Consider the following 14061-nt stretch of genomic DNA (forward strand, 5'->3'; position numbering starts at 1 on the left):
TCGCTAGTTTTCAAGTTTATCGCGTTGCTGATTTTGCCAAAGTGAGGCGTATTCACCCTGCTTAACAAGTAATGTCTCGTGGGTACCACGTTCAACTATTTGCCCATCATCAATCACCAAAATTTCATCGGCATCAACTATAGTAGATAAACGGTGGGCAATCACAAGACTTGTATGACCTTTTGCTGCGTCTCTAAGCGCAGATAAAATGGCTTTTTCCGATGCGCTATCAAGAGAGCTGGTCGCTTCATCAAATATCATAATAGAGGCGCCTTTCAATAGAGCTCGAGCAATAGCCACTCGCTGCTTTTCGCCACCAGATAGTTTGAGGCCTCGCTCTCCCACGGTGGTATTTAAACCTTCGGGTAATTTTTCAATAAATGCTTCAAGGTGAGCAAGTTTAATGACTTGTTCAATCTCCTCATCACAGGCATCCGGGTTTCCGTAGCGAATATTCTCACGTAACGACGCGTTAAATAGCACTGTGTCTTGCGGAACAATTCCAATATGTGAGCGAAGACTATCTTGTGTCAGTGTATTTATGGGCTGCCCGTCGATACAAATTTCACCTGAATTAGGTTCGTAAAACCGAAAAAGCAGTTTCATGATGGTAGATTTTCCCGCACCGCTTGGACCAACCACTGCTACCTTTTTTCCTGCAGGAACGCTGAAGCTTATGCCTTTTAAAATTTTGCGTTTTTCACCATAAGAAAAGTGAACATCGTTAAAGCTCACAGTAGGATTTGAGGTTTGCAATGTTTTTGCGTCAGCAGCGTCTTTTATAGCGGGAACCTGCTCGAGCAGATTAAATAGCTTATCGATATTGGCTAGGCTGCCGCGAATTTCTCTGTAAACAAACCCAAGGAAATTAAGAGGCATAAATATTTGCATAGTAAACGCGTTTATCAAAACAAAGTCACCAATGGTCATCTCTTCATTTAAAACCCCCAGCGCGGCATTAGCCATCATGGCAGTCATGGCGATGGCAATAATACTGGCCTGACCCGCGTTAAGCGTAAAAAGTGAAAGGCGGTTCTTGCGCCTGGCAATTTCCCATGCGGCCAAATCTTCGTCGTAGCGGTTAGCTTCAAAGCGTTCATTGTTGAAATACTTAACAGTTTCAAAATTCAGTAAACTGTCTACAGCACGAGAGTTAGTTGTTGAGTCTGCTTCATTCATCTGCTTCACAAACTGGGTTCGCCAATCTGTGGCTTTCATAGAGAAGCCCACATAAACAACAACGCTAATAACAATAATTAGTGCAAAAGAAATACCGAATTGAAATAACAGAAGACCAACCACCAAACTTATTTCTAATAAGGTAGGCACAATGTTGAACACCATAAAACGCATTAAAAAGCTAATGCCGTTTGTGCCCCGCTCAATGTCTCTGGATAGCCCTCCAGTTCGGCGATTTAAATGAAAACCAAGATCCAAATTATGCAGGTGCTTGAAAACCTTAAGGCCGACACGACGCATTGCTCGCTCGGTAACCCGACCAAATAAGGTATCGCGAATTTCTCCCAATAGTACATTTAGTAAACGTAGAACACCGTAGGCAACTATCAAGCTGATAGGCACTGCCACCGCAAGGGTTGAGAGATCCCCATTTAGACTGTCCACTGTGTATTTCAAAACGTATGGCAGCCCTATACTGGCGAGCTTAGCGGCTACCAGGCACAAAATAGCCAAAGCAACACGCTGTTTAAATTCAAAAAGATAGGGGATGAGTTGTGATAAAACTTGCCATTTTACTGGTTCGTCGTCGTTAATGGGTTGGCGATTTCTTCTCATTTTATACTGCAATAACTACCTGAATTAGGTTTGTAAGTAGGTGCATAGCACGCTTAAACAAGAGTGCTCGCGCTGGGTCGTGTCATTTTTACGTATCTAGGATACGAAATGAAATAATACAAAGATTATATTGGTCTTATTTAACCTAATGAAAAGCATTACAATGCTAAAGTAGAACTTTGTGTAGGGTACACAAAATATAGCACTGTGAATACGCTGAAAATAAGGCCATAGCAATAGGAGTTAGTTTGTTAGAAGATAGTTTTGGAAGACAGTTTCATTATTTGCGCTTATCGGTAACTGAAGCATGTAACTTCCGCTGTCAGTATTGCTTGCCTGATGGCTATGACGGCCCCACAAGCGAACACTTTATGACGCTAAAAGAAATAGATACCTTACTTCAGGCATTTGCTCGCTTGGGTACCTCTAAAGTCCGCCTCACGGGTGGCGAACCCACTCTACGACGAGATTTTATCGATATTCTTAGGCTTACTGCCAATACCCCAGGAATTGAAAGAGTTGCAATGACCACGCATGGCGCTCGTATGGAAAAGTTCGCATCAACGTGGAAAGAAGCCGGACTGGACCAAGTTAATGTGAGCATAGACAGCCTAGATCCCAGGCAATTTGCTGCAATAACGGGGCAAGATAAATTGCGCTCAGTATTAAGAGGTTTAGACGCAGCCATCGAGGCTGATTTAGAGGTTAAAGTAAACTCAGTGCTACTTAATGACTTCTCGCAAAGCCGATTACAACGTTTTTTAAGCTGGCTGAAAGATACGCCTGTAACGCTTCGTTTTATAGAACTAATGGAAACTGGCGACCTTACACAATTTTTCAATAAGCAGCATCAAAGCGGGTCGCCGATTAAAAAACAACTGGAAAATATGGGATGGCAGCCCCTGTTAAGAAGAAAAGATGCTGGGCCTGCACAAGAGTTTTTTCATCCTGACTATGCCGGTAGAATTGGGTTAATCATGCCTTACAGCAAAGACTTTTGTAAAACCTGTAATCGGCTGCGTGTTTCTGCTCCAGGTAAATTGCATCTGTGTCTTTTCAGTGAAAATGGTATTGATATGAGAGACTTGCTGTCTACAGGAAATGTAGAAGAGGTTATTCAGTTTTTACAGCACGCCTTGAGCCAAAAAGATGCTACCCACTATTTACACGAGGGCAAAACGGGAGCGACCAAACATTTAGCCATGTTAGGTGGTTAAATGACCAGAGCCGATTAAAAAATTATTTGGATCTGGATAAAAATAGGATATATTCGAAAAAAATAATAAGATCGACAGGAAGTATATGCAAATCAGGGATAGTGAGCGTCTTACCTACCATTACGTAACGGAAGCCGATGCTGATTTTCTTTGGGAACTTGACCAGGACGAAATGGTCATGAAGTTTATCAACGGCGGCAAAAAATCTTCCAGAGAAGACATCCAAAATATATTTGTTCCCCGCTTCCAAGCTTACTCCAATCCCGCATTAGGTTGGGGCCTTTGGCGTGTAGAAACCCTCGATAACAAAGAGAGCATCGGATGGATTTTGGTACGTCCTTTTGGCTTTTTTACTAAAAGCCCAGAAAGCGATAATATTGAATTGGGCTGGCGTTTTAAACGCAGTAGCTGGGGAAAGGGCTATGCTACCGAGGCCGCCAATGCAGTTAAAGAGAGTCTCTACGAAATAGGCATGGACAAGTTTTCAGCCATTGCAAACCCTGAAAATCAAGCGTCTATCAACATTATGAAAAAGTTGGGTATGCGTTTTAGCCACGAACTAGAATACAAAGATAGCGTTTTTCAAGAATTAGTTGTGGTTTATACAACCTGAAAACATAGGCACAACACTCAAAAGCCAGCTGCTTAAACATTATCTGGCTTCCAAGTGGAACTAATTTAGTTTGGCCCTATCTTCAAATTTGCTAGTTCAAACTCAAAATCCGAAAAATAAATCAATATAGTGCTAATTTCTAAAAATACGGTTACCCATTAGCGTCAGAGCTGTTTAGTCGCTAAATTCGTCAAAAGCGCGAAGTGCATCAGCCGCATACATAAATGACGGCCCGCCACCCATATAAATAGCCATACCACAAACTTCTTCAATTTCGTTTCTTGTTGCCCCTAAATGAACCAGCGCTTTCGCGTGAAAACCAATACACCCGTCGCAACGAGTGGCGATGCCAATGGAAAGTGCAATGGGCTCTTTAGTTTTTTTATCCAGAGCACCATCGGCGGTAGCCGCTTTCGCCATTTCAGAGAACCCTTTCATCACCTCAGGCATGCCTTTTTTTACTTCGGCCAAATAAGGGTTAAGATCCTCGGTAATTTGTTTATACGATTTAGGCATTGTTTTCTCCCAATGTTTGTACTTGAGCAAGTGGAAAAGGGTTTCAGCTCAACACTTTTGATAGTTGATACTAAGAGTATAGCGACTGGAGACTACGTTATTTTGATTAGTATCAAAACTTATACGAAAAGCGCTGTAGAATACGTCTTTGGTAGCATAGAAATAGAACGCATTATGGACTATGGTTTAAGGCAATGGTCGCCCCGACATAAAACTATTTAGAGAGCGTGTGTTTGCTTAAAATGACGACCTTTCCCTCCTTTTTTCTACACGTGCTTTACGTATCGTTTTTGTTTTTTCTGTTGAGTGCAAAAGGCTATTCAGCTGCTTCAGACACGCTTACTAATGACTATTCTATCGATCAATTTACCGCCACCGACGGCTTCGTTTCCTCGGAAATCTATTCCATTATTCAAGATCAGCAGGGGTTTATTTGGTTTGGTACCGCTGAAAATGGTGTCATGCGTTACGATGGTAAGAATGTAAAGCTATACGAGGCTAGCAGCGACGCAGTAAAAGGCTTGTCCCATAACGATGCAGGAAACCTGATGCTGGATAAAAACGGCAATATTTGGGTTGGAACATGGGGAGGCGGTGTCAATAAGTACAGCCCTACTACCGGGAAATTTCAGCGTTTCCTTCATGATCCAGACAATGCTAACTCAATCTCATCAAATCGGGTTCAATCGTTGTTTCATGATAAAACCGGTGATATTTGGCTGGGCACCTACAACAAAGGGTTAAATCGTTATTTAGGCAATGGGAAATTTCAGCGGGTTCAGAGAGAGGAAGATAGCCAAGTCGGTTTATCTCATAATCGTATTTGGGACATAATCGACAACGACGAAAAGACCTTATGGGTAGCAACCAGCTATGGCTTGAATTTACTTAACAAAGACACCCTAACAGCAACATATTACTTTCCCGATAAGTCCAATGAAACTGCTACAGGCGCAAATGAAGTTCGTAGCTTGCTTTTGGCTAGTGATGGCCGTTTTTATGTAGCAACTCAAGAAGGCCCTTTTCTATTTTTACCTGAAAGTGGTGTCTTCATTCCTCAATTGACAAAAGATGGCAAAGCATTAGGTCAAGTTAATTCGATGATTGAAGATCACGAAGGCATTGTATGGTTTGTCACTACAAACGGGTTATTCAGGCGTTCGCAAAGCGATAACGAGGTGCAAAAAACAGACTTTGGATTTGATAATGGTCTTAGGATAATCTTTGAAGATCATACCCATACAAAGTGGATAACAAGTGAAGTACATGGCATTTTTAAGCTCTCACCACGCCGAAAAGTTAAGATAATTGATAGCGAATTACTCGTAGCGCCTAATGGAATTGAACTAGACGAAAATGGCGATGTGCTGATAGTTAATGCCAAGGCTGAAGTGTATAAATGGAAAACTGGTGAGCAGCGCCTGCATCGAGTGTCGAACTCGGTGTTCAGTTCTTTTGATGATTACGCAGAAAATGGGGTTATTGAACGACCCATTATTTTACCAATCGAAAACAATAGGTTTTGGGTTGCACAGGATGACTTTTTAGTAAGATTTGACGCAGCTACGAAAGATGTAACCCGAGTGGAGTATCCGAAAGACGATGCTGAATATCGTCATTTTAGAGAATTCAGGGCGTTAGCGTTAGATGACAACGACAACCTGTGGATTGGAACCTATAAAAATGGTGTTTACGTTTATAACAATGACAGCAATACCTTTGAGCACCTAACTCAGAAAGACGGATTGCCTCACCCTGAAACACTGGCCATTTTTAAAGATCGTGACGGAAATATGTGGGTGGGCACAGGGAAGGGCGTGAGTGTTTGGCGAGAGGACGAAAAACGATTCGACACGTTTAGCTCAACGGAAAAAAATAATAGCTTGTTAGGCAATATCGTTGAAGATATATACCAAAGCAGAAATGGTAATATTTGGGTTGCCACCCAAAAAGGACTCAACCTTTATCAGCCCGATACGCAAAGTTTCAAACGATTTAGTGAGCAACAAGGATTGCCTGCACCGCTTATTCGCGCTGTATCAGACGGCGAAAACGAGGGGCTATGGCTAACTACCAACAAAGGCATTTTTCTATACGACCCATATAAACAGCAAGCGCTAAATTACAATAGTAGCTCAAAATTCGCAGGTCAGAATTACTACTCCAGTAGCCTGTTGAAATCTTCCCAAGGTACTTTTTTTACTAGTAGCCAACGAGGCATAGAGTACTTTAATTACGAGAAGTCAGACCAGCAGGAGCTCAATGCGAATATCGTTTTAACTGACTTTAGCGTTATGGGGGAACCTGCTAGTACCGATACACCTCTGTCATATGTTAAAGATGTCTATCTTTCTCACGAAGACTATTTCTTTTCTTTTGAATTTGCCCTGCTTGATCTCTCTGCCGCAACTGTACCGCACTTTGCTTATAAGCTTGAAGGCTATGATGAGCAATGGATAGACATTGGAAACTACAATAATGTGTCATTTACCAATTTAAATGGCGGCACGTATACGTTACTAGTGAGAGCATTAAAACAAAACGGTGAATGGAGTTCAGCACAATTAGCCGTTAATGTGCACGTAGAGTCGAAACCATGGAAAACCTGGTGGGCGTATACCCTCTACGGTGTTTTGCTCACTGCAACGGTAATGCTGATCATTTACCTACGTACACGGCTACATCAAACAGAGATTACCAAGCAAAAGCGCTTCGTACAGGTTTTAGAGCAACAAGTTTCTGAAAAAACGGCGTCTCTTGAGCTGCAGGCTCGCGAATTAAAAGTGGCTTTAAACAAGGCGGAGGAAGCAACTAAACTTAAATCAGAGTTTCTTGCCAATATGAGCCATGAAATTCGCACCCCATTAAATGGCGTGGTTGGTATGCTTAGCCTATTAAAAAACAGTGGTTTAAATGCCGAGCAGGCGCATCAAGCCAACATTGCCAACTCAAGTGCGAATTCGTTGCTTGTGCTCATTAACGATATTCTCGACTTTTCAAAAATAGAGGCCGACAAGCTTGATATCGAGTCAGTAGATTTTGATTTGCGAGCGCTAATTGAAGAGCTTGCGTACTCAATTGCACATACTGCCCAAGAGAAGGGATTGGAAGTTATCGTTGATGTTTCGAAAGTGCAAACGTCAAAAGTTAATTCAGACCCTAACCGTATTAAGCAAATTCTTAATAACTTGTTAAGCAACGCAGTGAAGTTCACAGAGCTGGGTGAAATAAGCATTACTGCAGAACTTCTACCTCATAAAGATGCAAATTGTTATTTGATGCGATGCGTTGTGGAAGATACGGGAATTGGTATTGAGAAGCACAAGTTAGAACATCTTTTTGAATCGTTTACGCAGGTAGATGCGTCTACTACCCGTCGCTATGGTGGAACAGGCCTTGGCTTAACTATCACTAAAAAGTTATGTGAACTTCTAGGTGGTGACGTGAGGGTATCGAGTGATATTGGCAGCGGAAGCTGTTTTGAAGTAACTTGTGAAGTGAAAAAAGTAAACGAAGCTACTGACGTATTGCCAACCATAGAAAACGTTAATCATCACTGTCTTATTGTTGCCCCAAATTTATCAAGCCAACGAGCGCTGGAAAAGCAACTCAACTTATGGGGAGCTCAAACATCGCTTGCTAGCACAGCGAAAAGTGCGCTTTCTGTTTATGAAGAAAGCATTGTTGGCAAGAGTCCTATAACTATCATTTTGTTCGATAAAACCACGCCAGATATGGCCGCTGCGTCTTTTTGTCATGCTATAAGAACCTATAAAACACCAAACAATCCCCGAGTGGTTACCATGACTTTGTTAAAAGATTTGGACAGTGCGCAACAGGCTAAAGAGTTTGGTTTATATGCTAGCTTTCCTAAGCCTTTGTCAATCAACGCGCTTAGATTTGTGCTTGAGGACGAACCAAGTTCAAGTTCTCATCAGCACCATCAGCACCACCATAAGCAAAGCGGTGAAGAGCGCCCCTCAGATACTCAAGACGATTATATAGGCAGCTCTGCAGAGAACAATAACAGCTCGACATATTCATTATCGAAAGGTGCCGTATCGAAAGATGCAGTATCAAAAGGTGCAGTATCTGAGGGACCCCACATATTGTTAGTTGAAGACAATGCAATAAATCAAATTGTCGCCACAAGTATTATCGAAGGTGCTGGTTTTATCGTTGATGTTGCAAACAATGGAAAAGAGGCGATTGAACTATTACAAGCCGCTGGGGAAGACTGCGTATATTCACTCATTGTTATGGACTGTCAGATGCCGGAAATGGACGGGTTTGAAGCGACGAGGCAAATCAGAAAAGGAACAGCAGGAGCGCAGTACCATCAAGTTCCCATTGTAGCCATGACGGCCAATGCGATGCAAAGCGATAAAGAAATGTGCATGAAAGCCGGAATGGATGACTTTCTTACCAAGCCCATAGAGCAAGAGAAAGTTATTGTTACGCTACGAAAATGGCTACAAATAGAAGTGTCAGATTAAGTCGATATTAGTTCGCGCTATGCTGTTCGCGCTATGCACGCCTTTTACTATTCATGTTAATGGTTTGTCAGGATGCTTTTCACACTGTCGTAGCGACTCTGCTGCTCTTCAGATAACTGCGCTGTTTCGAGTGTTTCTCGGCATGATCTAATTGCTTGAACAGTATCACCTGGTAACGCTTCACGAGATTTTCTTGCTCGTACTATGGCCTGTAAATAGTTTAACGCAATAGACGGATTTTTAGGCATCACTCTGAATGCTTGTGAAAACGTAGTGTAAGATTGCTCTAAATTACCACGCTTATATTCGGCTACCGCAGAATTGTTGAGCGCTTTAGGACTTAATGAAATTGCCGTTTTCTCTTCTTTTTCTTGCGTAATATAGCGACACATTAACTCGTCACTGTTCTCATCTGTTCTCAATTGTTTAGCGAGCGCATCGAATATTTTCAACGACTCGGTTTTCAGTCCAACTTCATGTAAGGCTTTTGCTCTATCGAGCAGCGCCTCTGTAGATTGTTGTTTTGCATGGACGCTTTGAAAGTCAGATAACAAAGATTGAGCTTTGGTTATGTCATCTTTCAAATAATGAATTCTCGCGTCTATAACCTTAAGCTCTTCGTTCAGTTCTGTTTTCGGATGAGCTTGTTTAAGTTGTTGAAGGTAGCTGGTGGCCTGTTTGACAATTTTATTAACGTCAGCAGGGTCAGAGGTCATGGCAAAGTCTACACCTGCCCGAGCAGCATTAAGATAATTATCTGGGGCGTCATGAATTGAATCTTTCGCATATCTGACAACATGTTTAGCACTGGCGAACTGGCTTTCGTAATTGTGAGTTATACGCGCTAAGTTTACAGCTTGGCGATGACGGGATATTTTTCTAGGCGAAATCTGACACGCTAAGCGCGTGCATTCTAAGGCATCATCAAAGGCTTCATGCTTAATTTTCAATGTGGCCAACAGGTCATAGGCAGCAAGTTCGGCATCGGGCCGCATAGCTAATTGTAAAACCTCTCGCTCTGCATCATCAAAATCTTCCAGCGCTATTAAGCATTTCGCTATACCTATCTTAGCCCAGCTAAAGTCTTGAACATTTACAATGCCATCATAGAAAGCCAGAGCTTGACTAAATCGTTGATTAAGAAATAGAAGATCACCTTTTATTTTCATAGCAAGCGGAAAATGTTCCGCATACTCAGGTTGTAAAAGAAATTGCTCTATTTCATAAAGCGCTCTTTCATGCTCTCCAGAGTCCATAAATTGATAAACATTTTTCAGCGCAGCTTTCCGAGACAAAACCCGAGAAAGACGTCTGTCTAATTCGTTAACAGAAAAAGGTTTAGCAATGAATTCATCGGGTTGGAGTTCTATAATGGCATGCACAACCTCTGCTGAAGTATCTGCACTTGTAAAGATAAACGCATTGGTTAACGACAGCGCGTGTTCAGATTGTAATTGTTCAAGAAGAAAGTAGCCCCCTTGCTCAGAGCGCAGGTTATAAGAACAGATAATTGCGTCGTATTCGAATTCTTGAAGCGCAGCAATGGCAGAAGACGGGCGGTCGACGTGATCTATTTTTTTAAACCCCAGTTGCTCGAGAGCATAATGCAAGTGACTCTTGGCTAATACCTGGTCTTCTGCAATAAGTAGCCTGGTGCCCTTTGCTAGATTGTATTTCATTTTAATGTCACATCGCTAAATTCTGTCATTTTGCTCAAATCCCTTAGCTATTTTTGTAGGCATCCACGGTTTCACAATTTACCTGGCTACATAACTTACCCAGCAACCAATTAACCAGCCTATACGTATTTAAAAACTTACATGTCTATGCGGTGTTAAATACTCTGAACTTAATATAGTTCTTTATCGGCCTGCATGCTCGAAAATTAAACACTTTAACTAGCAAGCTATGTAACTTTTAACGCACGCTGAGCCGAGATGGATTATTTGATAACTCATGCCGTCGTTGGAGACCACTGAAATGAAAGTTATAGATGCCACATCCGGTCGTTTTGCCACTGAGTCGATGAAAGTAATTCCTAAGTGGAGATGGAGGAACTTAAGCGACGATGTAATCACTTCGCCGGTTACGCGCAGAACGAGGTTTGAGTTTTGCCTCAAAGACGGCGTTAATAAATGCACGGAAGAAGAGGTGAATAAATGTACTTCATGTTCTGGTGAAGATGTTATTGTCGCAGCAGGCTCACTGATAAGACTCATGTGAGTGCTTTAGGGATATTCTGGGGTTTGCTTAAACTGCCCAACTTGGTTAGCAGTTTGCCTCATTTTAGACGACAGCAAGACCTGGCTCAGGTTACCGTCGTCTCAATACTTCAAACTCTTGCTCAATAACATCTCTACGCTGGTGTATTGGCTTTAGCTGTTCCTCGAAAGGATCGTTCGGTGCTTCAAGCTGAATAATACTAGGTGTTACCAGCCTGCAATTACCCACCACTGCATCGGAACAATAATTCTTACTCAATGTGTTGAGGCGGGCCTGATGTTGGGTATTGGAACAACCGCTAACTAAACAAACTGCTGCAACGGCGAACAAGGGTACTCTTGCTTTAAAGCAAATATCAGCTTTCGTTGAGCGGGAACCAGTCTGGCGTACCTGCTTAGGTTTTATAGTTGTGGTTATCATCGAATCTTAAGACATAATTTACAATTTGTTTGAATATAGCATAAGCGCTATTTACGACAACTCAGCTACGTTGCATTTTGCAAGAAGATTGCTTTCTATCATCGATAAACGACGGCGTTAAAGCGTATCCTCCATAACATAAAGAGCTAATGTGACAAATGAAATGAATTTTGTAAAAGAATGGTGGACGCTGCTGTGGCTCGCAACGAAGTTGTTGAACCGTCGAGTCTTATGACAAATGAAATGAATTTTGTAGAAGAGTGGTGGACGCTGCTGTGGCTCGCAACGAAGTTGTTGAACCATCGAGTCTTATGACAAAAGAAATGAATTTTGTAAAAGAATGGTGGACGCTACTGGGCTTGAACCAGTGACCCTCGCCTTGTAAGGGCGATGCTCTCCCAACTGAGCTAAGCGTCCGATAGAGATGAATTCGAAAAGAGTGGTGGACGCTACTGGGCTTGAACCAGTGACCCTCGCCTTGTAAGGGCGATGCTCTCCCAACTGAGCTAAGCGTCCATTTTTATTTCGCAATTCTAGTAACAAGCAAGATTGGTGGACGCTACTGGGCTTGAACCAGTGACCCTCGCCTTGTAAGGGCGATGCTCTCCCAACTGAGCTAAGCGTCCGTCTTGTTTGTTGACTTGCCTTGGCAAGTGGGGCGGTATTATAGAGTTGCTTCTGATAGTGTCAACAATAAAATCAAAGAAAATTACTGTATGCGCGAAAATTAAACGTTTTGTCGAAATTTTAAATTAATCGATGAAAAACACACCGTTATTCAGCAACTACAGCAAGTGAAATAATGAATTGTTTCTTTTTAATTAATTTTACAGAGTAGAGCAAGCGACTTTTGTCCTTACTCGTACACTGGTAGAATGCGCGCAGATTAGAACTTATTAAACAATAGAGAGTAGCCATGTCGGTTGTAACACGATTTGCACCTAGCCCTACTGGGTATCTTCATGTCGGTGGCGCACGCACTGCGCTGTATTCTTGGCTTTATGCAAAAAGTAAAGGCGGTGAATTTGTTCTTCGTATAGAAGATACAGATATAGAGCGTTCAACAGAGGAAGCAAAACAAGCCATTTTAGACGGTATGCAATGGCTTGGCTTAAACTGGGATACAGGTCCGGTTTATCAAACTGAACGTTTTGATCGTTATAAAGAACTTATTCAAAAGTTATTAGACGAAGGTAAAGCGTACAAGTGCTTTATGAGCTCAGAAGAGTTAGATGCCATCCGTGAAGCGCAAAAAGAGAAAGGTGAAAAACCTCGCTACCCGGGAACATGGCGCGACAGAACAGATCACCCAGAAGGGCAGCCATTCGTTGTTCGGTTCAAAAATCCGCTGGAAGGGTCGGTCACAATAAACGACCACGTTCGTGGAACAATTGAAATAAGCAATAGTGAACTGGACGATTTAGTTATCCAGCGGACAGACGGTACACCTACCTATAACTTTTGCGTTGTTGTTGACGACTGGGATATGAATATAACGCATGTTGTGCGCGGTGAAGACCACATCAACAACACACCTCGTCAAATTAATATATTAAAAGCGCTGGGTGCCCCTATCCCTGAATACGCCCATGTATCCATGATACTAGGCGACGATGGAAAGAAATTGTCGAAGCGTCATGGTGCAGTTAGCGTAATGCAGTATCGCGATGACGGCTTTTTACCTCAGGCAGTATTGAACTATCTTGTTAGATTAGGCTGGTCTCATGGCGATCAAGAAGTATTTACACTTGATGAAATGATTGAGCACTTCAGTCTAGATGGAATAGGGCAGTCTGCTTCTGCATTCAACACTGAGAAACTTATTTGGTTGAATCAGCACTATATTAAGTCTATGCCAGCAAGTGACGTTGCTGAACATGCAAAATGGCATTTTGACCAGTTGAATATTGATATAACAACGGGCCCTTCTCTAGAATCGGTTATTGCAATTCAAGCCGACCGCGTGAAGACTCTGAAAGAGCTTGCGGAGATCTCAACGTACTTTTATCAAGACTATGATGAATTTGACGCCAACGCCGCGAAAAAGCACCTTCGCCCTGTTGCTAGAGGCCCATTAGAGCTGGTGAAAGATAAGCTATTAGCGCTTGAAGAATGGACACCACAAAGCATTCAATCTGCTATCAATGCTACGGCTGAAGAGTTAGAAGTAGGTATGGGGAAAGTAGGCATGCCGCTGCGTGTAGCATCAACAGGCGGTGGTAATTCTCCGTCGCTTGATGTAACTCTACATTTGCTGTCAAAAGACAAAGTTGGTGAGAGAATCGACAAAGCGCTTACTTTTATAGCAAACAGAGAAAATTCATAAAAAAACCGTTGACATGACAGGGGGGGATGCCTAGAATGCGCCCCGCTGTCACGGAACAGTCATAATAAATTGACTATGACACAACGGGGCCATAGCTCAGCTGGGAGAGCGCCTGCATGGCATGCAGGAGGTCGGCGGTTCGATCCCGCCTGGCTCCACCAAGTTATACTTCACATTCAGTGTGTAAGATAAGAATAAATAACTTGATAGGCTAACTGATAGCTCGGGTTGAGTGTAATCGGTTGCGACAATATTTCATCACATCGTTGTTTGTTTAGTGAATATACGGTGTGTTTGATTCAAACAGTTACGTTTGAAACGATTTATTGTCCCCTTCGTCTAGAGGCCTAGGACACCGCCCTTTCACGGCGGTAACAGGGGTTCGAATCCCCTAGGGGACGCCATTTTAATCGCGTCACAGTCGGTCAATACTGTGAAATAGGCTGGAGTTTTTTA

The 14061-nt window shown here is 42.4% G+C and carries 9 protein-coding genes and 5 tRNA genes; 7 read left to right on the top strand and 7 right to left on the bottom strand.

Annotated features, from left to right (window positions below):
- Positions 1-3 precede the first annotated feature (3 nt).
- Positions 4-1794: an ABCB family ABC transporter ATP-binding protein/permease gene (locus GTW09_RS05260; RefSeq protein WP_071979428.1), complete on the bottom strand. Its 1791-nt coding sequence runs from the start codon at positions 1792-1794 to the stop codon at positions 4-6.
- A 248-nt stretch (positions 1795-2042) separates the two neighbouring features.
- Here GTW09_RS05260 and moaA point away from each other — a divergent pair, with 248 nt between their 5' ends.
- Positions 2043-3011: a GTP 3',8-cyclase MoaA gene (gene moaA / locus GTW09_RS05265; RefSeq protein WP_163110603.1), complete on the top strand. Its 969-nt coding sequence runs from the start codon at positions 2043-2045 to the stop codon at positions 3009-3011.
- 85 nt (positions 3012-3096) lie between these two features.
- The gene (locus GTW09_RS05270; RefSeq protein ID WP_100971349.1) at positions 3097-3624 is read left to right on the top strand and encodes a GNAT family N-acetyltransferase; all 528 of its coding nucleotides are present in this window, start codon (positions 3097-3099) and stop codon (positions 3622-3624) included.
- A 174-nt stretch (positions 3625-3798) separates the two neighbouring features.
- Here GTW09_RS05270 and GTW09_RS05275 read toward each other — a convergent pair whose 3' ends face one another.
- The gene (locus tag GTW09_RS05275; protein WP_163110605.1) at positions 3799-4140 is read right to left on the bottom strand and encodes a carboxymuconolactone decarboxylase family protein; all 342 of its coding nucleotides are present in this window, start codon (positions 4138-4140) and stop codon (positions 3799-3801) included.
- Between the two features lie 242 nt (positions 4141-4382).
- On the opposite strand from GTW09_RS05275, the gene GTW09_RS05280 reads away from it, so the two are divergent.
- Positions 4383-8636 carry a hybrid sensor histidine kinase/response regulator gene (locus GTW09_RS05280; protein ID WP_163110732.1) on the top strand — a complete coding sequence of 1418 codons (4254 nt, stop codon included), beginning with the start codon at positions 4383-4385 and terminating at the stop codon, positions 8634-8636.
- A gap of 56 nt (positions 8637-8692) precedes the next feature.
- Here GTW09_RS05280 and GTW09_RS05285 read toward each other — a convergent pair whose 3' ends face one another.
- Positions 8693-10315, bottom strand: a complete 1623-nt coding sequence (locus GTW09_RS05285; RefSeq protein WP_163110607.1) for a response regulator — start codon at positions 10313-10315, stop codon at positions 8693-8695.
- Positions 10316-10616: 301 nt separating this feature from the next.
- On the opposite strand from GTW09_RS05285, the gene GTW09_RS05290 reads away from it, so the two are divergent.
- Positions 10617-10859: a hypothetical protein gene (locus GTW09_RS05290; RefSeq protein WP_163110609.1), complete on the top strand. Its 243-nt coding sequence runs from the start codon at positions 10617-10619 to the stop codon at positions 10857-10859.
- Between the two features lie 90 nt (positions 10860-10949).
- On the opposite strand, the gene GTW09_RS05295 is transcribed toward GTW09_RS05290, so the two are convergent.
- The 4 genes from GTW09_RS05295 to GTW09_RS05310 all read right to left on the bottom strand — a co-directional run bounded on the left by GTW09_RS05295 (position 10950) and on the right by GTW09_RS05310 (position 11905).
- On the bottom strand, positions 10950-11279 hold the full coding sequence (locus tag GTW09_RS05295; protein WP_163110611.1) for a hypothetical protein: 330 nt from the start codon (positions 11277-11279) through the stop codon (positions 10950-10952).
- 341 nt (positions 11280-11620) lie between these two features.
- A tRNA-Val gene (locus tag GTW09_RS05300) sits at positions 11621-11696 on the bottom strand.
- 23 nt (positions 11697-11719) lie between these two features.
- Positions 11720-11795, bottom strand: a tRNA-Val gene (locus tag GTW09_RS05305).
- Positions 11796-11829: 34 nt separating this feature from the next.
- Positions 11830-11905 (bottom strand) — tRNA-Val (locus tag GTW09_RS05310).
- A 290-nt stretch (positions 11906-12195) separates the two neighbouring features.
- On the opposite strand from GTW09_RS05310, the gene gltX reads away from it, so the two are divergent.
- The 3 genes from gltX to GTW09_RS05325 all read left to right on the top strand — a co-directional run bounded on the left by gltX (position 12196) and on the right by GTW09_RS05325 (position 14009).
- Positions 12196-13605 (top strand): glutamate--tRNA ligase, encoded by a 1410-nt coding sequence (gltX, locus tag GTW09_RS05315; protein ID WP_163110613.1) that lies wholly within the window; start codon positions 12196-12198, stop codon positions 13603-13605.
- An 85-nt stretch (positions 13606-13690) separates the two neighbouring features.
- Positions 13691-13766: transfer RNA gene (locus GTW09_RS05320), tRNA-Ala, on the top strand.
- Between the two features lie 167 nt (positions 13767-13933).
- A tRNA-Glu gene (locus GTW09_RS05325) sits at positions 13934-14009 on the top strand.
- Positions 14010-14061: the final 52 nt, after the last annotated feature.

This window comes from Alteromonas hispanica, assembly GCF_010500915.1.
Taxonomy (GTDB): Bacteria; Pseudomonadota; Gammaproteobacteria; order Enterobacterales; family Alteromonadaceae; genus Alteromonas; species Alteromonas hispanica.

Bases quoted from the DNA above. Each gene is read 5' to 3' on its own strand.
- GTW09_RS05260 (WP_071979428.1), bottom strand. From the start codon at position 1,794: ATGAGAAGAAATCGCCAACCCATTAACGACGACGAACCAGTAAAATGG.
- GTW09_RS05270 (WP_100971349.1), top strand. From the start codon at position 3,097: ATGCAAATCAGGGATAGTGAGCGTCTTACCTACCATTACGTAACGGAA.
- GTW09_RS05275 (WP_163110605.1), bottom strand. From the start codon at position 4,140: ATGCCTAAATCGTATAAACAAATTACCGAGGATCTTAACCCTTATTTG.
- GTW09_RS05280 (WP_163110732.1), top strand. From the start codon at position 4,383: ATGACGACCTTTCCCTCCTTTTTTCTACACGTGCTTTACGTATCGTTT.
- GTW09_RS05285 (WP_163110607.1), bottom strand. From the start codon at position 10,315: ATGAAATACAATCTAGCAAAGGGCACCAGGCTACTTATTGCAGAAGAC.
- GTW09_RS05290 (WP_163110609.1), top strand. From the start codon at position 10,617: ATGAAAGTTATAGATGCCACATCCGGTCGTTTTGCCACTGAGTCGATG.
- GTW09_RS05295 (WP_163110611.1), bottom strand. From the start codon at position 11,279: ATGATAACCACAACTATAAAACCTAAGCAGGTACGCCAGACTGGTTCC.
- gltX (WP_163110613.1), top strand. From the start codon at position 12,196: ATGTCGGTTGTAACACGATTTGCACCTAGCCCTACTGGGTATCTTCAT.